Annotated in this window: 16 protein-coding genes; 11 read left to right on the forward strand and 5 right to left on the reverse strand. The window is 65.7% G+C overall.

Features of this window, described 5'->3' with window-relative positions; genetic code table 11:
- The first annotated feature begins 124 nt into the window (after nt 1-124).
- On the forward strand, nt 125-1,873 hold the full coding sequence (gene ybaL, locus QW868_RS19550; protein WP_316231236.1) for a YbaL family putative K(+) efflux transporter: 1,749 nt from the start codon (nt 125-127) through the stop codon (nt 1,871-1,873).
- Nucleotides 1,874-2,528: 655 nt separating this feature from the next.
- On the opposite strand, the gene QW868_RS19555 is transcribed toward ybaL, so the two are convergent.
- A complete protein-coding gene (locus tag QW868_RS19555; protein ID WP_315739144.1) occupies nt 2,529-2,954 on the reverse strand; it encodes a GFA family protein in 426 nt (141 codons plus the stop codon).
- Nucleotides 2,955-3,211: 257 nt separating this feature from the next.
- Here QW868_RS19555 and QW868_RS19560 point away from each other — a divergent pair, with 257 nt between their 5' ends.
- The 4 genes from QW868_RS19560 (at nt 3,212) to QW868_RS19575 (ending at nt 7,343) form a co-directional block, all read left to right on the forward strand.
- The gene (locus QW868_RS19560; protein ID WP_316231237.1) at nt 3,212-4,417 is read left to right on the forward strand and encodes a CoA transferase; all 1,206 of its coding nucleotides are present in this window, start codon (nt 3,212-3,214) and stop codon (nt 4,415-4,417) included.
- 4 nt (nt 4,418-4,421) lie between these two features.
- Nucleotides 4,422-5,588, forward strand: a complete 1,167-nt coding sequence (locus tag QW868_RS19565; protein ID WP_316231238.1) for an acyl-CoA dehydrogenase family protein — start codon at nt 4,422-4,424, stop codon at nt 5,586-5,588.
- Between the two features lie 265 nt (nt 5,589-5,853).
- Nucleotides 5,854-6,990: a thiolase family protein gene (locus tag QW868_RS19570; protein WP_316231239.1), complete on the forward strand. Its 1,137-nt coding sequence runs from the start codon at nt 5,854-5,856 to the stop codon at nt 6,988-6,990.
- Nucleotides 6,987-7,343 (forward strand): OB-fold domain-containing protein, encoded by a 357-nt coding sequence (locus QW868_RS19575; protein ID WP_316231240.1) that lies wholly within the window; start codon nt 6,987-6,989, stop codon nt 7,341-7,343. The genes QW868_RS19570 and QW868_RS19575 overlap by 4 nt, the downstream gene beginning before the upstream one ends.
- 674 nt (nt 7,344-8,017) lie before the next feature.
- Here QW868_RS19575 and glsA read toward each other — a convergent pair.
- The gene (gene glsA / locus QW868_RS19580) at nt 8,018-9,877 is read right to left on the reverse strand and encodes a glutaminase A (RefSeq protein WP_315739149.1); all 1,860 of its coding nucleotides are present in this window, start codon (nt 9,875-9,877) and stop codon (nt 8,018-8,020) included.
- Between the two features lie 330 nt (nt 9,878-10,207).
- On the opposite strand from glsA, the gene QW868_RS19585 reads away from it, so the two are divergent.
- Both QW868_RS19585 and QW868_RS19590 read left to right on the forward strand, forming a co-directional pair.
- Nucleotides 10,208-11,194 carry an IclR family transcriptional regulator gene (locus QW868_RS19585; RefSeq protein WP_315739150.1) on the forward strand — a complete coding sequence of 329 codons (987 nt, stop codon included), beginning with the start codon at nt 10,208-10,210 and terminating at the stop codon, nt 11,192-11,194.
- Nucleotides 11,124-12,683, forward strand: a complete 1,560-nt coding sequence (locus QW868_RS19590; RefSeq protein ID WP_316231241.1) for an acyl-CoA carboxylase subunit beta — start codon at nt 11,124-11,126, stop codon at nt 12,681-12,683. Before QW868_RS19585 ends, QW868_RS19590 begins: the two co-directional genes overlap by 71 nt.
- A 10-nt stretch (nt 12,684-12,693) precedes the next feature.
- Here QW868_RS19590 and QW868_RS19595 read toward each other — a convergent pair whose 3' ends face one another.
- From QW868_RS19595 to QW868_RS19605, 3 genes are all read right to left on the reverse strand, one after another.
- Nucleotides 12,694-13,977 carry an MFS transporter gene (locus QW868_RS19595; protein WP_315739152.1) on the reverse strand — a complete coding sequence of 428 codons (1,284 nt, stop codon included), beginning with the start codon at nt 13,975-13,977 and terminating at the stop codon, nt 12,694-12,696.
- Nucleotides 13,978-14,063: 86 nt separating this feature from the next.
- A complete protein-coding gene (locus QW868_RS19600) occupies nt 14,064-15,251 on the reverse strand; it encodes an acetyl-CoA C-acyltransferase (RefSeq protein ID WP_315812316.1) in 1,188 nt (395 codons plus the stop codon).
- A gap of 137 nt (nt 15,252-15,388) precedes the next feature.
- On the reverse strand, nt 15,389-16,159 hold the full coding sequence (locus tag QW868_RS19605) for an enoyl-CoA hydratase (RefSeq protein WP_315739154.1): 771 nt from the start codon (nt 16,157-16,159) through the stop codon (nt 15,389-15,391).
- Nucleotides 16,160-16,314: 155 nt separating this feature from the next.
- Between QW868_RS19605 and QW868_RS19610 the strand changes: the two genes are divergently transcribed.
- The 4 genes from QW868_RS19610 to QW868_RS19625 all read left to right on the forward strand — a co-directional run bounded on the left by QW868_RS19610 (nt 16,315) and on the right by QW868_RS19625 (nt 21,041).
- Entirely contained in the window at nt 16,315-16,971 is a 657-nt protein-coding gene (locus QW868_RS19610; RefSeq protein WP_315739155.1) for a TetR/AcrR family transcriptional regulator, read from the forward strand.
- Nucleotides 16,972-17,155: 184 nt separating this feature from the next.
- Nucleotides 17,156-18,652: a CoA-acylating methylmalonate-semialdehyde dehydrogenase gene (locus tag QW868_RS19615; protein ID WP_315739156.1), complete on the forward strand. Its 1,497-nt coding sequence runs from the start codon at nt 17,156-17,158 to the stop codon at nt 18,650-18,652.
- 170 nt (nt 18,653-18,822) lie between these two features.
- On the forward strand, nt 18,823-19,968 hold the full coding sequence (locus QW868_RS19620; protein WP_316231242.1) for an isobutyryl-CoA dehydrogenase: 1,146 nt from the start codon (nt 18,823-18,825) through the stop codon (nt 19,966-19,968).
- A complete protein-coding gene (locus QW868_RS19625) occupies nt 19,965-21,041 on the forward strand; it encodes an enoyl-CoA hydratase/isomerase family protein (protein ID WP_316231243.1) in 1,077 nt (358 codons plus the stop codon). The genes QW868_RS19620 and QW868_RS19625 overlap by 4 nt, the downstream gene beginning before the upstream one ends.
- Nucleotides 21,042-21,045: the final 4 nt, after the last annotated feature.

The raw sequence follows: 21,045 nt of genomic DNA on the forward strand, positions 1-21,045 counted from the left end.
GGAACTGATCACGCCATTCACCACCGATTTCCGCAGCCATCCATGCACCATCCCCATGCGCGTTGCGGAACTCTGCCACAATTGGTCGCGGTGCATCGCTGCGCCTCCTGTGCAACAAGTTGAGATGCCGCACGACACACCCCTCATCGCGACCATCGTCGCCGGCCTTGGACTGGCCTTCGTCTTCGGAGCGCTCGCGCAGCGGTTCCGGTTCCCGCCGCTGGTCGGCTACCTCCTCGCCGGCGTTGCCGTCGGTCCATTCACGCCGGGCTTCGTCGCCGACCAGGCGCTGGCGACCGAACTGGCCGAGCTCGGCATCATTCTCCTGATGTTCGGCGTCGGCCTGCATTTCTCGCTCAAGGACCTGATGTCGGTGCGCGCCATCGCCGTGCCCGGCGCGATCGTGCAGATCACGGTGGCGACCCTGATGGGCATGGCCTTGAGCTGGGCGATGGGCTGGTCGATCGGCGGGGGGCTCGTGTTCGGTCTCGCGCTCTCGGTCGCCAGCACCGTGGTGCTGCTGCGCGCGATGCAGGAGCGCCGGCTGATGGACACCGAGCGTGGCCGCATCGCGGTCGGCTGGCTCATCGTCGAGGATCTCGCGATGGTGCTGGCGCTGGTGCTGATCCCGGCCTTTGCCAGCCTGCAGAACGGCAATGGCGACGTCGCCGCCGCCGATCCGCTCGCCGCCCGCTTCGGCCTCGGGCTGACCGGCGTGCTGCTGCTGACCTTCGTCAAGGTCGGCGTGTTCATGGCGGTGATGCTGCTGGTCGGCCGCCGCTTGATCCCGTGGATCCTGCACTACATCGCCCACACCGGCTCGCGCGAGCTGTTCCGCCTCGCCGTGCTCGCGATCGCGCTCGGCGTCGCCTTCGGATCGACAAAACTGTTCGGCGTGTCGCTCGCGCTCGGCGCCTTCTTCGCCGGCATGATGCTCGGCGAGTCGCCGCTGAGCCAGCGCGCCGCGCAGGAATCGCTGCCGCTGCGCGATGCCTTCGCGGTGCTGTTCTTCGTCTCCGCCGGCATGCTGTTCGATCCGGGAAGCGTCATCCGCGAGCCCTGGCCGCTGCTCGCCACCTTGTTCATCATCCTGTTCGGCAAGTCGGTTGCCGCGTTCCTGATCGTGATCGCATTCCGCCATCCCACGTCGACGGCGCTGACGATCTCCGCGAGCCTCGCCCAGATCGGCGAGTTCTCCTTCATTCTCGCCGAGATCGGCGGTGCCTCGAACCTGCTGCCGAAAGCGGGCCGCGACCTGATCCTGGCCGGTGCCATCATCTCGATCATGCTCAATCCGCTGATGTTCGCCGCGCTGGATTGGCTGCTGCCGCGGCTGGAGCGCCGCCGCGCCGATGCCTCGACGCCGGCCGCAACACCGCCGGCCGAGATCCCGGTGACACAACTGACCGAGCACACGATCATCGTCGGCTATGGCCGCGTCGGACGCCTCGTCGGCGAGGCGCTGCAGCAGCGCGGGCATCCGTTCCTTGTGGTGGAGACGTCGGAGGACATCCCGAAGCAACTGAAAGGCGCCGGCGTCGAGACCATCACGGGCAACGCCGCGCGCAGCAACGTGCTGCGCGCGACCAATCCGGCCCTGGCGCACGCGCTGGTCATCGCCATCCCCGAGGCGTTCGAGGCCGGGCAGATCGTCGAGCAGGCGCGCGCCGCCAATCCGGCGCTGCACATCGTGGCGCGGGCGCATTCCGATGCCGAGGTCGATCATCTCAAGTCGCTGGGCGCCGACAAGGTCATCATGGGCGAGCGCGAGATCGCGCGCGGCATGATCGAGGAATTGGATACGAGGCCACCCGACGCCGCCCCCGAGCTGGCGCCGGAGCGGACGGCGGAGGGGGTGCAGGTCCAGGCGTAGAACGCGTAGCCCGGGTGAGCGAAGCGACACCCGGGTTCATTCGCACAGCTCGTGTGACCCCGGATATCGCTTCGGTCATCCGGGCTTCGGGCCTATGGCTGCGTCGAGCGGCGAATTTCGCTTGTGCCTTCAGGCTGATTTGCCCTGTCCAGTCCCCGCGCGAAAAATATTCATGTTTCGTTTTTACAGAAAATATGTTTCACTCCCGCCATCCTGCTTCGCCATGAGGGGCGCTTCGCGATCGTCACGAACGTTGAGGCAGGGAGGCGGTGGCCGCGACGTGTCGCAGCGTAGCTTGTCTGCGCGGACGAACGGCATGGCGCGGACGTGAAGTCGCGTGGTCCCGGCATCCCGACGCTGATGCCAAGCCTAAGGGGCATGATGATCCCAACGGCGACGGTGGCCAAAAGCCGGTGCACCGAGGAGATCGCGAAGTAAGCGTGAAAACCATCGCGCAGGGAAGGCCGGGTCGGTCCGGCTGAACCTGTGGTTCTCTCCCCGTGCTTTCTCTCGCACGGGGGCCACGGGTGCCAGTCGGCACCCGGCCTTCCCTGCGCCCTCTGTTTCGAAGGGGGCGGCTTCGATCAGCACAGCTCGGACAGATCCTGTCGCGAGGCCCCTGATGCTCGCGTGGTTGCTGGAAGCAGACCTTGCCTTACTCCGGCATCATCTCGCCGGAGCCGCCGAACTCGGCCGGGAAATCCTTCAGCTTCGGCAGGCCGTCCCTGATGGGCAGCACCGTCTCCGCGTAGTTGACGTGCACGCCGGGCGTGAACTTCAGCGTCGGAATCGTCGCGGCATAGACGTCGATCATGCCGAGCGGCGGGTGGTCGGTCATCAGATGTCCGCCACACTTGGTGCAGTACTTGCGGTAGCTCATGTCGGTCTTGTGGTAGGTGCCGATCGCATCGGCGCCCTTTGTCACCCGCACGCTCTGTGGCTTCCACAGGGTGAAGGCGTTGACCGGGCCGGCCGACCAGGACCGGCACGACGAACAATGGCAATAGCCCATTGCCTCCGGCTCGCCGTCGGCCTCGATCTCGACCGTGCCGCAGAAGCATTTGCCCTGATAGAGCGTCATGAGAGCGTTCTCCCTCGTGTGTGTTCTGGATGTTGGACCGGCATGCTGACACACCTGAACGTTGAAATGGAATCCTAGAATGCAGCTCGCTGCAGGGAACATCTGGTGCAGCGCAGCGGTCCTCGTCCGTGATCCGCGACACGGAATGTTGCGGCGGGGATCAGACGCATGGCCCCATACCCGCAGGCCCGCTTGCTAGGGAACATCAGGTGCCGTTAGCTCTGGCGACAACAAGGATCGAGGGAGCCGACGCCACGATGGGACCGCTTGCGGGCATCAAGGTCATCGACATGACCACCGTGCTGATGGGGCCGTATGCTGCCCAGACGCTCGGCGACTACGGCGCAGATGTCATCAAGGTGGAATCGCCGGAAGGAGACGTCACCCGCAAGATCGGCCCCTGGCATCATCCGGGCATGGGGCCGGTCTATCTCAATACCAACCGCAGCAAGCGCGTGATCTGCCTCGACCTCAAGAAGCCCAGGGGACGCGAGGCCGCGCTGCGGCTCATCAAGGACGCCGACGTCCTGCTCTACAACATCCGGCCGCAGGCGATGGCGCGGCTGAACCTCGGCTATGATGTCGTCTCCGCGCTCAATCCGCGGCTGATCTATGCCGGCGTGTTCGGCTTCGGCCAGGACGGTCCCTATGCGGCCAAGCCCGCCTATGACGACCTGATCCAGGGTGGGGCGGCGCTGTCGCACCTGATGGCGGTCGCCGGTGACGGCACCCCGCGCTATGTACCCAATGCGCTGGTCGACCGCATCGTCGGCCTGACCGCGGTCGGCGCCATCTGCGCCAGCCTCGTGCATCGCGACCGCACCGGGCGCGGCCAGCGTCTCGACGTGCCGATGTTCGAGACCATGTCGGCCTTCATCATGGGCGACCACATGGGCGGGCTCACCTACGAGCCGCCGCTCGACAAGGGCGGCTATGCGCGGCATTTGTCGCCCGACCGCCGGCCCTACAAGACCGCCGACGGCCACATCTGCGTGATCGTCTACAACGACAAGCAATGGGACGCGTTCTTCACCGCGTCAGGCCGCACCGATCTGCGGGCCGATGACCGGTTCAACAGCTTTGCCCGGCGTGCCGCCAACATCGATTTCGTCTATGCCGAGCTCGCGCGCATCTTTCAGACGCGCACCACGGCCGAATGGACCGATCTGCTGGATGCCGCCGATATTCCGGTCATGCCGATGCACGATCTCGAAAGCCTGCTGAACGATCCGCACCTCGTGGCGACCGATTTCTTTCCCGTGGTCGAACATCCGACCGAAGGTCCGATCCGCAGCACCCGCGTTTCCGCGACCTGGTCCGAGACCAAGGCCGAGCCGCAGCGTCTGGCGGCGCGGCCGAACGAGCATGGCGCGCAGATTTTGCGCGAGCTTGGTTTCTCGGACGAGGAGATCGATGCGATGATCCGCGACGGCGTGACGACGCCGGCGCCAGCCAGGGAGTGAGACGATGGATTTCGCGCTCTCCGCCAACCAGGAATCGATCCGCGACGCGGTGGCAAGAATCTGCGCTGATTTCGACGACGCCTACTGGCTGAAGAAGGACAAGGAGGGCGGCTTCCCCTTCGACTTCCACAAGGCGCTGGCAGATGCCGGCTGGCTCGGCATCTGCATCCCGGAAGAGTTTGGCGGCTCCGGCCTCGGCATTCTCGATGCTGCGATCATGATGCGCAGCATCGCCGAATCCGGCGCCGGTATGTCCGGTGCCTCGGCGATCCACATGAACGTGTTCGGGCTTAATCCGGTCGTCGTGTTCGGGACTAAAGAGCAGTGCGCGCGGATGCTGCCGGGTATCGTCGATGGCAGCGAGAAGGCCTGCTTCGCGGTGACCGAGCCCAACACCGGACTCAACACCACCCAGCTCAAGACCCGCGCCGTGCGCAAGGGCGACCGCTACATCGTCAACGGCCAGAAGGTGTGGATCTCGACCGCGCAGGTCGCCGAGAAGATCCTGCTGCTGGCGCGAACGACGCCCTTGGAGGAGGTGAAGCGCCCGACCCATGGGCTCAGCCTGTTCTACACGGATTTCGATCGCAGCCGGATCAAGGTGCACGAGATCGAGAAGATGGGCCGCAAGCCGGTCGACTCCAACGAGCTGTTCTTCGAGGATGTCGAGATCCCGGTCGAGGACCGCCTGGGCGAGGAGGGGCGGGGCTTCGACTACATTCTGCATGGGATGAACCCCGAGCGCATCCTGATTGCCGCCGAAGCCGTCGGGCTCGGTCATCTCGCGCTGTCACGTGCGAGCGCCTATGCGCGGACGCGCAACGTGTTCAACCGCCCGATCGGTCAGAACCAGGGCATCCAGCATCCCCTGGCGAAGAACTGGATGGAGCTGGAGGCCGCCTGGCTGATGGTGCTGCAGGCCGGCTGGCAATATGACCAGGGCCTGGCGTGTGGCCCGGCCGCCAACGCCGCGAAATATCTCGCGGCAGAGGCCGGCTTTCACGCCTGCGAGCAGGCGGTGATGACCCATGGCGGCTTCGGCTACGCGCGCGAGTATCACGTCGAGCGTTACCTGCGCGAATCCCTGATCCCCCGCATCGCCCCGATCAGCCCGCAACTGATTTTGTCCTTTATCGCCGAGAAGGTCCTCGGCCTGCCGAAGTCGTATTGAGATGTCGTAGTGGGACGAGCCTGTATTGAGATGATGAACCATTCAGCTGTCAGGGACGAACGCTGCCTGCATTCCCTCCCCCCTTGTGGGGGAGGGGCAGGGAGGGGGGTACCCAGCAAAGATTCGTTGTGTGGCCGTCATTCCGGGGCGCGACGAAGTCGCGAACCCGGAATCTCGAGATTGTTTTGCGCATTCGTTTCTCAGCTCGAGATTCCGGGTTCATCGCTGCGCGATACCCCGGAATGACGGCAGAGGGCATGGCGCGATGACCTATATCGCCGGCACTGGCCTGACATCCTTCGGCCGTCACGACGGCCGCTCCTCGCTCGATCTCATGAGCCTGGCCGCGCAGCTCGCGCTCGACGATGCCGGGCTGAGGCGGCGCGACATCGACGGCATCCTGTGTGGCTATTCCACGGTGTCGCCGCACATCATGCTCGCGACCGTGTTCGCCGAGCATTTCGGCCTCACGCCGTCCTATGCTCACGCCGTCCAGGTCGGCGGCGCCACCGGGCTCGCGATGGCAATGCTGGCGCATCAATTGGTCGAGGCCGGCGTGGTCAAGCACATGCTCGTGGTCGCCGGCGAGAACCGCCTGACCGGGCAGAGCCGCGACGCCTCGATCCAGGCGCTGGCGCAAGTCGGCCATCCCGACTACGAGTTGCCGCTGGGGCCGACCATCCCTGCCTATTACGGCCTCGTCGCCTCGCGCTACATGCACGAATACGGCGTCACCGAGCATGACCTCGCCGAGTTCGCCGTGCTGATGCGGGCGCATGCGCTGGATCATCCCGGCGCGCAGTTCCAAGAGCCGATCACGGTGGCCGACGTCATGGCATCGAAGCCGGTGGCGCGGCCGCTGAAGCTGCTCGACTGCTGTCCGGTCTCCGACGGCGGCGCCGCCATCATCATCAGCCGCGAGCCGACCGGAGCGACAGCGGTGCGCGTGCGCGGCTGCGCCCAGGCGCACACGCATCAGCACGTCACGGCGGCGCCGGCCCTGAGCGAGCTCGGTGCCGAGATTGCGATCGCGAAGGCGAAGGCAGCGGCGGGTGTGGACATCAAAGACGTCGACTACGCCGCCGTCTATGACAGTTTCACCATCACGCTCTGCATGCTGCTCGAGGATCTCGGCCTCGCCGGCCGCGGCGAGGCGGCGGCGCGGGTCAGGGCCGGTCATTTCAGCCGCGACGGCGCCGTGCCGCTCAACACCCATGGCGGGCTGCTCAGCTACGGTCATTGTGGCGTCGGCGGCGCCATGGCGCATCTGAGCGAAGCGCATCTGCAGATGACGGGGCGCGCCGGACCTCGCCAAGTCCGCGAAGCAGCGCTGGCGCTGCTGCACGGCGATGGCGGCGTGCTGTCCTCGCATGTCAGCATGTTCTGGGAGCGGGTGCGATGAGCGAATCGGCAGACTGGACCAGGGGTGTTGCAACGATTCGCTTTCAGCGCTGCGCGTGCTGCGTCCACCTGCAGTATTTCCGCCGCGACTTCTGCGCGGCCTGCGGCTCGCTTGCGCTCACCGATCACGCGGCGACGGGCGAAGGCACCATCTATGCGGCATCATTGGTCTGCCGGGCCGCGACTCCAGAGACGCGCGCGCATGTGCCCTACAACATCGTGCTGGTGGATATGCGCGAGGGCTTTCGCATGATGGCCCATGGCGACCACGAACTTGCGATCGGCGATCTCGTCACGGCCCGCTTCGTCACCTTCGCCGGCGGCATCGTGCCGTACTTCGGGAAAGTCAAATGAAGATGGGGAACAGAACGACGTCTGAAAAGGTCGACCGCAGGCGGCCGAGGCGGGACGATACGCAACACACATTCGTCCCGACCCGGATCGCCGCGCGATTGACGCAAAACTGTTACGCTACGCTCACCAACTCAAACGCAACTCTACTCGGTCGTTCGCGTGAGCAATCAAGCTCACATTCCTACCTACGGGCGATGAAGAAACTGCGACGCAGAACCTCCAGACAGCCCTTCATCGCCCGTAGAACAGGACGCTGGCGATGACGATCATGGACGTCACCGCCAGCATATGCGCGAGTGCCTCCGACGTTGCCCTCTTAGTGGCTTCCTTCATGCCGTTCCTCCCTGGACACTGGACACGACTCTCCGTGGCGCAAATACACACGCTACGTCGGCTGGAATTTTACTCGGAACACCCCACTTCGACGTCCGCTTCGCGAGTCCCCACTCGGCGTTCATCGACGGTTCAGAACATCGTCGGGTAATGCGGCGTGAATTGGGCTCGCTTATGGTTGTCCTGCGACCGAGTCCCGGTAACGTTTAGGCGAGCCCGTACAAATACGAGTGATGCGAATTATCGACCGAAAGCTGTTAGTTACTGTGGATTGCAACCTTGAGTAATTGTTTGCTTCGACCGCGTGCGACACTTCGATGACGGACTTCGACGCACTGAGATCAGTCTGCCGCAAGCAAATTGAGCCGCGCATTGGCGACAGTCAGACGCTCGGCCAACAGCTGCGCCAGATTGCGCATGATCCGCTCGCCGGCTTTCGGATGTCGCACGCGGAAACGTTCGAAATCCACCAGCGAGATCTCGAAAGCGGTGGCCGAGAAATCCGCGACGACGTCGGCGGAGCGCACGGGCTCCAGCAGTGCCATCTCGCCGAAGCATTGCCCTGCCGTCAGCGTCGCGAGCCGGATGCCGTCGGGCAGGGTGACGTGGACGACGCCGGAGCGCAGGAAGAACAACGAGGCCGCAGCATCGCCGGCCGCGAGGATGCGTTCGCCCTGCTGATAGTGCCGGATGATCGCCAGTGCCGCGAGCTCATGGCGCTCGTCCGCGGAGAGCCCCGCGAGCAGCGGCTGCTCGGCGAGCTCGGTGGTTTCGAGGAAATCGATGGCGCCGCCATAGCGATAGACGATCTGGTCCTCGGCCCATTCGATCGCGGTGTCGAGCAGGTAGAAGTCGCGCACGTTCTTGCTGTCGCCGGTACGGGCCGCGATCTCCTGCCATTCCGGCGAGCTGCGTCGGATGCCCGACAGCACGACGGTGACGTGGAAGTCGGCGAGCTCGTGAAACAGCTCGGAGAGCAGGCGCAGGCCTGCTTGTGTCATCGCGGTGACGCGGTGGAGGTCGACGATGACGAATTGCGGTCGCGTGCTCGCCGCAAGCTGGCGCGAGACGTAGTCGACGCTGGAAAGAGACAGCGTGCCGACCAGCTCGAGCACGCGCACCGCGTCGGGATGGGCGGAGAGGATGTTGCGCTCCTGAGCGCGGCGGCTGCGTCGCGACGGATTGGCGCCGATGTCGTAGTCGGCGATGATCGTGGTGCGCGCATCGTCGGAACGGTTCAGCATGTGCAGGCCGTAATGCGCCGACAGCGCCTCGCAGACCTTGATGCCGCGCACGCTGTTGCCGTGACCGTCGAGCCTGGGCGAATAGCTGCCGAGCCCGAGCCGTGCCGGCAGGCTTGCCAGGATGCCGCCGCCGACGCCGCTCTTGGCGGGAATGCCGACGCGGTAGATCCACTCGCCGGCGAAGTCATACATGCCCGACGAGGTCATCACCGACAGCGTGCGCGACACCGCATAGGGCGTCACCACCTGTTCGCCGGTGACCGGATTGACGCCACGATTGGCGAGCGTGGCCGCCATGATCGCGCAGTCGCGCGCTGTGACGAGCACGGCGCATTGCCTGAAGTAGACCGCGAGCACGTCGTCGACAGGCTCCCTGATGACGTCGGAAGTCCGCAGCAGATAGGCGATCGCGCGGTTGCGATCGCCGGTGGCGGCTTCCGATGCGAACACCGCGTCGTCGACATCGAGCTTGCGGCCGGCGAAGCGGCCGAGCGCATCGCGGATGGTCTCGAAGGCGTCGTCGTGCCGTGCCCTGCGGATCAGGCCGCTGCAGGCGATCGCGCCGGCATTGACCATCGGATTGAACGGGTGGTTCTCGGCATTGAGCCGGATCGAATTGAAGGGATCGCCGGACGGCTCGACGCCGATCACGCGCTCGACCTCGTCGGAGCCGAGCGTATCGAGCGCGAGCGCGAACACGAACGGTTTCGACATTGATTGAATCGTGAACGGCACGCGGCTGTCGCCGACCTCATAGACATGGCCGTCGAGCGTGGCGAGGCTGATGCCGAAATGCGCCGGGTCGGCTTTACCGAGCTCGGGAATGTAGTTCGCGACCGCGCCGTCGTGGTCAGGCCAGAAGTCGGCATGGCAGGCCGACAGGAAGCGCTGCAGCGGCGGCATCGCGGCCGTCGCCCAATGCTGCGGATGTCGGATCGGCCGGGGGTGGGTGGTCATGGGAAGCTCGGCGGGGAACAAGGTCTCGCGCTGGTTATGTCGCAGCCGCGAGGGCGCAGCCAGCCCACACTTGTCGCAACACTGGTCAAATGTTGCCGCTGCTCACCGATTGAGCGGGAGCCTGCCGGCGCAGTGCTGCGCTTCGGAACCGGCGATCGTGGTCATCTCCGACCCGTGCTGCCGATTGCCGGGGAGATGCCGAGTCTTGTGCCAACACGCTGAAGAATGGCGGCTTTTAGAGACGGTCTACTGTTGTGACGGCAAAACGGCTGGGTTAGCTTGTTCAATAAGCGGAATATCATTCCGCATGACGGAATTGGTGGGAAACGCATGGGACGACGGTCTGAGCGATTGAGCAGGAGCAGCATGCTGCCCGGAGATCTCGCCGGCGAGGGCGAGGTCATTCAGGTGGTGTCGCGGGCGTTCGACGTGCTTCGCTGTTTCGAGGGGCACGAGGCGCGGCTCGGCAATCTCGAAATCTCCAACCGCTGCGGCCTGCCGCGGTCGACGGTGTCGCGGCTGACACACACGCTGACGCGCATGGGCCAGCTGGTCTACCTGCCGCGCGATCAGAAATACCGCATCGGCCCGAGCGCCGTGGCGATGAGCACGTCGATGACCAGAGGCTTGCAGTTGCGCAATCTGATCCGGCAGCGGCTGCAGGACGTCGCCGAGCAGTTGCCCGGCACCGTCGGCTTCGTCATTCCCGACCGCTTCCACCTCGTCTATCTCGAGTTCGGCCGCGCCGCGAATGCGCTCGGCCTGCATGAGACCACGGGCAGCCGCATCTCGATGGCCTCGACCGCGGCCGGTCATGCCTATGTCGCCGCGCTCGAGCCGGAGGTCGGCGACGCCTTGCTGGCCGAGATGGAGCGCGAGATGCCGGACGCGGCCAAGCTGCTGCGGCCACGCCTCGAGCACAACAGACAGTTTCTCAAGGAGCATGGCTACGTCGTAGCCTGCGGCCTGTGGAGTCCGCACATCAATGGCGTCGCGCTGCCGCTGTGGTCGCCGCAATACCAGACTTATGTCGTGCTCACGATCGGCCTGTTGTCGGCGATGTACGACGAGCAGCGGCTGCACGACGAGGTCGCCCAGCCGATGCGCGAGCTCGGCCGCAGCATCGCCGCGCTGCTGCAGGGCGCGGAAGCCGACGTCTTCAACAGCCGGATGGACAGAAAGCCGCTCCAGGTGAACGCGAAGACCAACCATAAGAACAAGACCATCACCGGGGCAGGGGGAACGAATGAGTTGGCAGCCGGAGCTCGAGGAACTGGCCCGGCGCGAGGCCTTCGCGCGGGAGATGGGCGGGCCTGACAAGGTCAAGCGTCAGCACGACCAGGGCCGCCTCACCGTTCGCGAGCGCATCGACGGCGTCGTCGATCCCGGCAGCTTCCACGAGATCGGCGCGGTCTCAGGGATCGGCGAGTATGACGAGCAGGGCGAGCTCACGCATGTGACGCCCGCCAATTGCGTGTTCGGGCGCGGCCGCATCGACGGCCGCACCGTCGTCGTGGTCGGGGATGACTTCACCGTGCGCGGCGGCTCGGCCGACGCATCGATCGCCGCCAAGCCGCTGATGGCGGAGGAGATGGCGCACGACTTCCGCCTGCCCATCATCCGCATCATCGAGGGCTCCGGCGGCGGCGGCTCGGTCAAGACGATCGAGACCAAGGGCGCGGCCAACCTGCCTGGCGGCATCGGCGGCAATCGCTGGTACCGCTACACGACCGAGAACATGTCGCTGGTGCCCGTGGTCGCGCTCGGCCTCGGCTCGGTCGCAGGGCTAGGCGCGGCGCGGCTCGCGGCGAGCCACTACTCGGTGATGACCAAGCAGTCGGCGATGTTCGTCGCCGGCCCGCCGGTCGTGAAGCGGCTGGGGCAGGACCTCGGCAAGATGGAGCTCGGTGGCGCCGACATCCAGACCCGCGCCGGCGGCGTCGATCATGCGGTGGACACCGAGGCGGAGGCGTTCGCCTGCGCGCGGCGCTTCCTGTCCTACCTGCCATCGTCGGTCTACGAGCTGCCGCCGACCTTGCCCTGCACCGATGACCCGCAGCGTGTCGACGAGCAGCTCATCAGCGCGGTGCCGCGGGATCGCCGGCGCGTCTACAAGATGCGGCCGATCATCGAGTCCGTCGTCGATAACTGCTCGTTCTTCGAGGTGACGCAGAACTATGGGCGTCCGATCATCATCGGCCTCGCGCGTCTCGAAGGCCGCGCGGTGATGGTGCTGGCGAGCGATCCCTATCACTATGGCGGCTCGTGGACCGCGGATGCCTGCCAGAAGGTGATCCGCTGGGTCGATTTCGCCGAGACCTTCCATCTGCCGATCGTCTACCTGATGGATTGCCCCGGCTTCATGGTCGGGCTCGAGGCGGAGAAGGCGGCAACCATCCGCCATGGCGTGCGCGCGATGGCCGCCGTCAATCAGTCGACGGTGCCGTGGTGCACGGTGATCGTGCGCAACAATTTCGGCGTCGCCGGTGTCGTGCATCAGCCAGCCGACCGGTTCTCGATCCGCTACGCCTGGCCGTCGGCCTATTGGGGCTCGCTGCCGCTCGAAGGCGGCATCGAGGCGGCCTATCGCGCCGAGATCGACGCCGCGCCCGACCCGAAAGCCAAGCTCAAGGAGATCGAGGATCGGCTGAACAAGCTGCGCTCGCCGTTCCGCTCGGCCGAGAAGTTCTGGGTCGAGGAGATCATCGACCCGCGCAAGACGCGCGCGCTGCTGTGCGAGTTCGCGCGCCTTGCCGAGCCGCTGCGCACGCCCGGGCCGCCCACGGCGATGACGACTCGGCCGTGAGCCGCTGATGTTAAGCCGCGGCGGGCTTCGCCTGCCGCGCGATCGCCAGCGCCAGGAGCGCGGCGACGATGCACAGTGCGCCCGCCGTGAAGAACGCCGGCAGGTAGCTCTGCAACAGAGTGCGCGACAGGCCGGCGCCGAACGCGGCGGTGCCGGCGCCGAGCTGATGTCCGGCGAACACCCAGCCGAACACCAGATTGGCCCGCTCGGCCCCAAACCGCTGCGCGGTTAGCCGCACCGTCGGCGGCACGGTGGCGATCCAGTCGAGGCCGTAGAACATCGCGAACAGCGACAGGCCATAGAAAGAGAAGTCGGTGAACGGAAGGAACAGCAGCGAGAGCCCGCGCAAGCCGTAGTACCAGAACAACAACCAGCGATTGTCGTACCGGTCCGACAGCCATCCCGAGACGATCGTGCCGACGAAGTCGAACATGCCCATCGCGGCGAGCAGGCTCGCCGCCTGCACCTGCGGAATGCCGAAGTCGAGGCACATCGGGATCAGATGGACCTGGACGAGGCCGTTGGTCGAGGCGCCACAGATGAAGAAGGTCGCGAACAGCATCCAGAACACCGGTGCGCGCGCCGCATCGCGGAGGGTGCCGAGCGCGGCGGCGAGGATCGGTGTGGTGACGGGCGCGGGTGCGGCGATCGGGTCGGTGCCCTTGTCGCCGAAGGGACGCAGGCCGAGATCGCTCGGGCGATCGCGCATCAGCAGCAGCACGGCGGTGGCGGAAACGCCGAGCATGACGCAGATGAGCCCGAGCGCGACGCGCCAGCCGAGCCGCTCGGTGAGGCTGGCGAGCAGCGGCAGGAACACCAGCTGTCCGGTGGCGACGCTGGCGGTGAGGATGCCGACGACGAGGCCGCGGCGCGCGACGAACCAGCGCGTCGCGATGGTGGCGCCCAGCACCAGCGCGGTCATGCCGGTGCCGATGCCGATCACGACGCCCCACAGCAGCACGAGGTGCCAGACATGGGTCATCGCCAACGACGAAAGCAGCGCGGTCACGACGATCAACTGGGCCAAAAGCGTGATGTTGCGCAGACCGTAGCGGTTGAGCAGGGCGGCGGCGAAGGGGGCCATCAGCCCGAACAGCACGAAGCGGATCGACAGTGCCGAGGAGATCTCCGCGGTGCTCCAGCCGAACTCCTGCTGGAGCGGCACGATGAACACGCCGGGTGCTCCCACCGTGCCGGCCGATACCAGGGCCGTGAAGAACGTTACGGCCACCATGATCCAGCCATAGTGGATGTTGCGCCGTTCGAGTGCTGCCGCGAGCCGGTTCGAGATCATGTGCTTCTCAGTTCGATGGGGATTTCGCGCCATTCTGCCAGGACGCCTCAACGACATAAATGGCTAAGTTCCCTCGTTTCAGGACATCAAGGTCGCTCTACGGCGATCGCAGTCGCCTCGCCGCCGCCGATGCATAGCGACGCCACGCCGCGCTTTAGTCCGCGGGCCTGCATCGCATGCAGCAGCGTCACGATCAGCCGCGCGCCGGTGGCGCCGATGGGATGGCCCAGCGCGCAGGCGCCGCCGTTGACGTTCAGCTGGTCACGCGCAATGCCAAGGTCGCGCTGCGCGGCCATCGCGACGATCGCAAACGCCTCGTTGATCTCGAACAGGTCGACATCCTCCACCCGCCAGCCGACCTTGTCGAGCAGCTTCCTGATCGCCGGAATCGGCGCGGTCGTGAACCATTGCGGCTCCTGGCTGTGCGTGGCGTGGCCCTTGATCTCCGCGATGATGGGCAGCCCGTCACGGTCCGCACGCGAGCGCTTGGCGAGCACGAGCGCTGCGGCACCATCCGCGTTCGCAGAGGACGCCGCGGGCGTGATAGTGCCGTCCTTGCGGAACGCCGGCTTGAGCGCCGGGATCTTCGCCGGATCGACCTTGAGCGGATGCTCGTCATTGACGACCAGGCGTGCGCCGGATTTCTCGACGAGCGTGATCGGCGCGATCTCGGCCTTGAACGCGCCGCTCTCGACCGCCCTGCGCGCACGCGTCAGCGTCTCGACGGCGTAGGCATCCTGGTCGGCGCGGGTGAACTGATAGGCCTCGGCCGTCGCCTCGCCAAAATCGCCCATCGAGCGTCCGGTCTCATAGGCGTCCTCCAGGCCGTCCAGCATCATGTGATCGAGGATCCGATCGTGCCCGGCACGATAGCCGCCGCGCGCCTTGGTCAGCAGATACGGCGCGTTGCTCATGCTTTCCATGCCGCCGGACACGACGAGGTCGGCAGAACCGGCCTGGATGATATCGTGCGCCAGCATCGTGGCCTTCATTCCAGAGCCGCAGACCTTGTTGATGGTGGTGGCGCCCGTGGCATCGGGCAGGCCGGCGCCCCGTGCCGCCTGCCGCGCCGGAGCCTGGCCCTGACCTGCAGGAAGCACGTTGCCCATGACAACCTCCGTGACCGCGTCAGGCGAAACGGCGGCACGTTCGAGCGCGGATTTGATCACGTGCGCACCGAGCTTGTGCGCACTCAGCGGCGACAATTCGCCCATGAAGCGGCCGAGTGGAGTGCGGGCAGCGGACAGGATCACGACGGGATCGGACGAGGCCATGACAGGCTCCCTTAAAAAAGATGATGATCATCATATAATAACATCGCGAAAAAGGAAACCCCGGCAATCGCGCTGAACTTGTCGTGAAGCTGGCGCGACACTGCCGGGATCCGCGAGATGAGACTTGGAGAAAATTGCTATCGCTTGCGGTCGATGAACTGCTGCATCAGCCGTTTCGGCTCGTCGGTCAGGAACGACCGTCCGAAGGCGCCGATCGATATCTCGACGGACTCCTTCAGCGGCAGCTCCTCCCATTGCCGCAGCAGAGCCTTCTGAGTCCGCAGCGCTTCGGGACCGCAGGCGAGCAGGGATGCCACGGCCTTCTCGACCGCGATGTCGAGCTCTCCCTCGGCGGCGACGGCGTCGACAAGGCCCCAGGCGAGCGCCGTCGGCGCGTCGATCGTCTCGGCCGTCATCAGCAGCCAGCGCGTGCGGCCCCAGCCGATGAGACGCGGCAGCAGCGCGGCATGAATGACCGAGGGGATGCCGACACGAACCTCGGGCATGCCGAACTTGGCATCATGTGCCGCGACACGGATATCGCAGGCCGTTGCGACCTCCAATCCGCCACCCAGACACCACCCTGGCATCCGCGCAATCACGGGTGCAGGAAAATTTCGCACCGCATCGCAGAGCCCGGCAAGTCGCGAGATGAACGTTTCCGCTGAAGCCTGATCGAGCGTCGCCATCTCCTTGATGTCGGCGCCGCCGATCATGCTCTTCCCGCTTTCGCCGGCCAAAACGAGAACGCGAATGCCGGCTTCGGCGGCGAGCGATTGCAGGCCGGCTTCTATGTCGAGAATCGCCGCCGAACCGAGAATATTGAGCGGACCGGCATTGCAGATCGTCAGCCGGACCACGCCGCGGCCGTCACGACTCACGCCGCAGTGGGAATTGAGCATGTCCATGGTTGTCCTCGTCGGGTTCCTGGGCAAGGGAGAGTGTGCCGGGAATAAATCAGGCCAGCGAAGTTGATTTAGATCAACTCGAATTCATCAAATAGCTGCAGTCAGCAGGACGCAGAACTGTTATTGTATGACCGCAGACATTCAATGGGACGGCAATGCGTTACTCTCCGGAACACAAGGCGGAAACCCACGCGCGGATCGTGCGCAAGGCATCGGTGCGGCTGCGCGAGCGTGGTGCTCACGGTGTCGGGGTTGCCGACCTGATGAAGGAGGCCGGGCTGACTCATGGCGGCTTCTATGCGCATTTCGATTCGCGCGAGGCGCTGGTCGTGGAGGCGTTCGGTTATGCGATCGACCGTTCGATTGAGCATTGGCGCAAGCTGCTGGACCAACTGCCGCCGCAGAAGCGACTCGCGGCCATCGTCGACGGCTATCTGTCCGCGGCTCATCGCGACGATGTCGGTCACGGCTGCGCGGTTCCTGCGCTTGGAGCGGAAATCGCCCGCGAGAGCGCAAAGACCCGCAAGGCCTTTGCTGCGAAGCTGGAAGAGCTGATCGCCCTGTTCGCCGAGTACATCAGCGACGTGCCGGCCAAGACTGCGCGAAGGCGGGCTTCGGCGATGCTCGCGACGCTGATGGGGACGCTCGTGATGGCGCGGCTCATGGGCAGCGGCGAATTGTCAGACGAAATCCTGAGCTCCGGGCGCGAGGTGGCGCTGGCTGTCGCCAGCGGCGGCGGGCCGGCGGGGAGGGCCCCTGCGCGGGCGCCCGCGAAAAGGCCCGTGAAGAAGGCGGCAGCCGCGAAGCGCTGATCCGTCGCGCGGCTCGGATGGTGGACGCAGCTCGCCACGCTGCAGGGCCTGCCGTGATCGTGCCGGCCGAGCGAAGGGGCGGCATTTTCGCAGCGCCGGGCAGCGCTTAGACCCTTCCCAAACGCCGCAAAGACTGCAAGATGCCGGCCAAATCGGCACTGCTTACCCCTGCGGAGGATACCCCATGCGTTCGATCGGTCATTTCATTGGCGGCAAAGAGGTCAAGGGCACGTCTGGACGGACGGCCGACGTCTTCGAGCCCATGACCGGCGACGTTCAGGCCAAGGTCGCGCTGGCCTCTCGCGCCGAGCTCCGTGCCGCTGTCGAGAACGCAAAGGCGGCGCAACCGGCCTGGGCCGCGACCAATCCGCAGCGCCGCGCCCGCGTGATGATGAAGTTCGTCGAACTCGTCCAGCGCGACTATGACCAGCTCGCCGATCTGCTTGCGCGGGAGCATGGTAAGACCGTCCCCGACGCCAAGGGCGATATCCAGCGCGGCCTGGAGGTCGCGGAGTTCGCCTGCGGCATTCCGCACCTGATGAAGGGCGAGTACACTGAGGGAGCCGGCCCCGGCATCGACATCTATTCGATGCGCCAGCCGCTCGGTGTCGTTGCCGGCATCACGCCGTTCAATTTCCCGGCGATGATTCCGATGTGGAAGTTTGCCCCTGCCATCGCCTGCGGCAATGCCTTCATCCTCAAGCCCTCGGAGCGCGATCCGGGCGTGCCGATGAAGCTCGCCGAGCTGATGATCGAGGCCGGGCTGCCGGCGGGCATCCTCAACGTCGTCAACGGCGACAAGGAGGCGGTCGACGCCATCCTCGAGGATCCGGACATCATGGCGATCGGCTTCGTCGGCTCGTCGCCGATCGCGCAGTACATCTATGAGCGCGCGGCTGCGCACGCCAAGCGCTGCCAGTGCTTCGGCGGCGCCAAGAACCACGCCATCATCATGCCGGACGCCGATCTCGACCAGGCGGTCGATGCGCTGATCGGCGCCGGCTACGGCTCGGCCGGCGAGCGCTGCATGGCGGTCTCGGTCGCCGTGCCCGTCGGCAAGACCACGGCCGACCGGCTGATGGAGAAGCTGATCCCGCGCGTTGAAAGCCTGAAGATCGGCACCTCGGTCGATCCCTCGGCCGATTTCGGTCCGCTGGTGACCCGCGAGGCGGTCGAGCGCGTCAAGAATTATGTCGATATTGGCCTCAAGGAAGGCGCGACGCTCGCCGTCGACGGCCGCGGCTTCAAGATGCAGGGCTACGAGAACGGCTTCTACATGGGCGGGTGTCTGTTCGACAACGTCACCAAGGACATGCGGATCTACAAGGAGGAGATCTTCGGCCCGGTGCTGTCGGTCGTGCGCGCCAAGGACTACGCCGAGGCGCTGGCGCTGCCGTCGGAGCATGATTACGGCAACGGCGTCGCGATCTTCACCCGCGATGGCGACGCGGCGCGCGACTTCGCGGCCAAGGTCAATGTCGGCATGGTCGGCATCAACGTGCCGATCCCGGTGCCGATCGCCTACTACACCTTCGGCGGCTGGAAGAAGTCCGGCTTCGGCGACCTCAACCAGCACGGTCCGGATTCGATCCGCTTCTACACCAAGACCAAGACGGTCACCTCGCGCTGGCCGTCCGGTGTCAAGGAAGGCGCGGAGTTCTCGATCCCGCTGATGAAGTGAGGTCGGGTCCGTTCGGACTCTCTCCTTCGTCATTGCGAGCGAAGCGAAGCAATTCAGGATCTTTCTGCAGAGGCAGTCTGGATTGCTTCGTCGCCTTCGGCTCCTCGCAATGACGGCGCATGAGGAAAGCGCAAAGACCAACAAACAAGACCAGGAAACGCGGAGAACGGATGCAGTTCGCTCTCGACGAGGATCAGATCGCGGTGCGCGACATGGCGCGCGCCTTCGCGGCCGAGAAGATTGCCCCGCATGCGCTGCGCTGGGACGAGGAGAAGCATTTTCCCGTTGATGTGATGCGGGAGGCGGCGGGCCTCGGCATGGGCGGCATCTACATCCGCGACGATGTCGGCGGCTCGGGCCTGAGCCGGCTCGACGCGGCACTGATCTTCGAGGCGCTGGCGACGGGCTGCCCCACGGTCTCGGCTTTCATCTCGATCCACAACATGGCCTCGTGGATGATCGACACCTTCGGCACCGAGGCGCAGAGGCAGGCTTACTTGCCGAAGCTCTGCGCCATGGACCTGATCGCGAGCTACTGCCTGACCGAGCCGGGCGCGGGCTCCGATGCGGCGGCGCTGCGCACGCGCGCGGTGCGCGAGGGCGACGACTACGTGCTCAACGGGCAGAAGCAGTTCATCTCCGGTGCCGGCGCCACCGACATCCTCGTCGCGATGGTGCGAACCGGCGCCGATGGTCCCGGAGGCATCTCCACGCTGGTGATCGACGCCAATACCCCCGGCGTGTCGTTCGGCGCCAATGAGCGCAAGATGGGCTGGAATGCGCAGCCGACCCGCGCCGTGATCTTCGAGAATGCGCGGGTGCCGGTGGCCAACCGGCTGGGCGAGGAGGGCATTGGGTTCAAGATCGCGATGGCGGGGCTCGACGGCGGCCGTCTCAACATCGCTGCCTGCTCGCTCGGCGGCGCGCAGGCGGCGCTCGACAAGACGCTGGCTTATACGAAAGAGCGCAAGGCGTTCGGCAAGCGGCTCGACGAATTCCAGGCGCTGCAGTTTCGCATCGCCGACATGGCGATCGAGCTGGAGGCGGCGCGCACCTTCGTCTGGCGCGCGGCGGCTGCGCTCGACCGCAAGGATGCTGACGCGACCATGCTGTGCGCCATGGCCAAGCGCTTCGGGACCGATGTCGGCTTCGAGGTCGCCAACCAGGCGCTGCAGCTGCACGGCGGCTACGGCTATTTGAGCGAATACGGCATCGAGAAGATCGTCCGCGATCTGCGCGTGCACCAGATCCTCGAAGGCACCAACGAGATCATGCGCCTGATCGTGTCGCGCAAGCTGATCGAGGCGGCGCGATGAGCGAGGTCATCGAAGGCGACCTGATCATCCGCCGCGAAGGCTCGGCCGGCATCATCCGGCTGAATCGGCCGAAGGCGATCAACGCGATGACGCTGGAGATGTCGATGGGCATCGACGCCGCGCTGGATCGGTTCGAGGGCGATCCGGCCGTCGCAATTGTCGTGCTCGAAGGCGCGGGCGAGCGTGGACTTTGCGCGGGCGGCGACATCCGCGGGCTCTATGAGAGCTCGAAGACGAACGGCGATCTCGGCAAGGTGTTCTGGCGCCAGGAATACATCATGAACGCGCGCATCGCGGCGTTCCCAAAACCCTATGTCGCCTACATGGACGGGCTGGTGATGGGCGGCGGCGTCGGGCTGTCGGCGCATGGCCGTCACCGCATCGTGACCGAGAAGACCAAGCTCGCGATGCCGGAAGTCGGCCTCGGCTTCTTTCCCGACGTCGGCGGCACCTGGCTCTTGTCGCGCGCGCCTGGCGAACTCGGCGCCTATTTCGGCCTGACCGGGCAGACCATGAACGGGCCCGATGCGATCCATGCGCGCTTTGCCGATGCCGTGGTGCCGACCGAGAAATGGCCGGCGCTGCGCGAGGTCCTGACCAAAGTCAGGCCGGGCACGCTGTCGATCGAGATCGACCGGCTGATCGCCGGCTTCGCGACGTCGGAGACGGCCGGCCCGGTGGCGGCGCAGCAGGCGAAGATCGACGCGTGGTTCGCCTATGACAGCATGCACGACATCTTTACCGCGCTGAGAGCGGACGGCTCGGAGCTCGCGTTGGCGACGCTGAAGACGCTGAAGGAGAAGTCGCCGCGCGGCATGGTCGTGACGCTCAAGCTGCTGCGACTGGCACGCGGTGCGGCGTCCCTGGAGGAATGCCTGGTGCGCGAGTATCGTGCGGCGCTCGAAGTGTTCCGCAGCGACGATTTCCGCGAGGGCGTGCGTGCGGCGATCATCGACAAGGACCGCGAGCCCAGATGGTCGCCGCCTGATGTCGATCAGGTGACACCGGAGATGCTGGCGCCATATCTCGCCGAGATCGGCGCCGACGAGCTGACCTTTCCGCAGAGCAAATAACAAT

The organism is Bradyrhizobium sp. SZCCHNR1051 (assembly GCF_032489615.1).
GTDB lineage: Bacteria > Pseudomonadota > Alphaproteobacteria > Rhizobiales > Xanthobacteraceae > Bradyrhizobium.

Excerpts from the sequence above, each read along its gene's own strand:
- ybaL (WP_316231236.1), top strand. The coding sequence starts at position 125 with ATGCCGCACGACACACCCCTCATCGCGACCATCGTCGCCGGCCTTGGA.
- QW868_RS19620 (WP_316231242.1), top strand. The coding sequence starts at position 18,823 with ATGCAGTTCGCTCTCGACGAGGATCAGATCGCGGTGCGCGACATGGCG.
- QW868_RS19565 (WP_316231238.1), top strand. The coding sequence starts at position 4,422 with ATGGATTTCGCGCTCTCCGCCAACCAGGAATCGATCCGCGACGCGGTG.
- QW868_RS19595 (WP_315739152.1), bottom strand. The coding sequence starts at position 13,977 with ATGATCTCGAACCGGCTCGCGGCAGCACTCGAACGGCGCAACATCCAC.
- QW868_RS19625 (WP_316231243.1), top strand. The coding sequence starts at position 19,965 with ATGAGCGAGGTCATCGAAGGCGACCTGATCATCCGCCGCGAAGGCTCG.
- QW868_RS19560 (WP_316231237.1), top strand. The coding sequence starts at position 3,212 with ATGGGACCGCTTGCGGGCATCAAGGTCATCGACATGACCACCGTGCTG.
- QW868_RS19610 (WP_315739155.1), top strand. The coding sequence starts at position 16,315 with ATGCGTTACTCTCCGGAACACAAGGCGGAAACCCACGCGCGGATCGTG.
- QW868_RS19615 (WP_315739156.1), top strand. The coding sequence starts at position 17,156 with ATGCGTTCGATCGGTCATTTCATTGGCGGCAAAGAGGTCAAGGGCACG.
- glsA (WP_315739149.1), bottom strand. The coding sequence starts at position 9,877 with ATGACCACCCACCCCCGGCCGATCCGACATCCGCAGCATTGGGCGACG.
- QW868_RS19605 (WP_315739154.1), bottom strand. The coding sequence starts at position 16,159 with ATGGACATGCTCAATTCCCACTGCGGCGTGAGTCGTGACGGCCGCGGC.
- QW868_RS19585 (WP_315739150.1), top strand. The coding sequence starts at position 10,208 with ATGGGACGACGGTCTGAGCGATTGAGCAGGAGCAGCATGCTGCCCGGA.
- QW868_RS19555 (WP_315739144.1), bottom strand. The coding sequence starts at position 2,954 with ATGACGCTCTATCAGGGCAAATGCTTCTGCGGCACGGTCGAGATCGAG.
- QW868_RS19570 (WP_316231239.1), top strand. The coding sequence starts at position 5,854 with ATGACCTATATCGCCGGCACTGGCCTGACATCCTTCGGCCGTCACGAC.
- QW868_RS19600 (WP_315812316.1), bottom strand. The coding sequence starts at position 15,251 with ATGGCCTCGTCCGATCCCGTCGTGATCCTGTCCGCTGCCCGCACTCCA.
- QW868_RS19590 (WP_316231241.1), top strand. The coding sequence starts at position 11,124 with ATGAGTTGGCAGCCGGAGCTCGAGGAACTGGCCCGGCGCGAGGCCTTC.
- QW868_RS19575 (WP_316231240.1), top strand. The coding sequence starts at position 6,987 with ATGAGCGAATCGGCAGACTGGACCAGGGGTGTTGCAACGATTCGCTTT.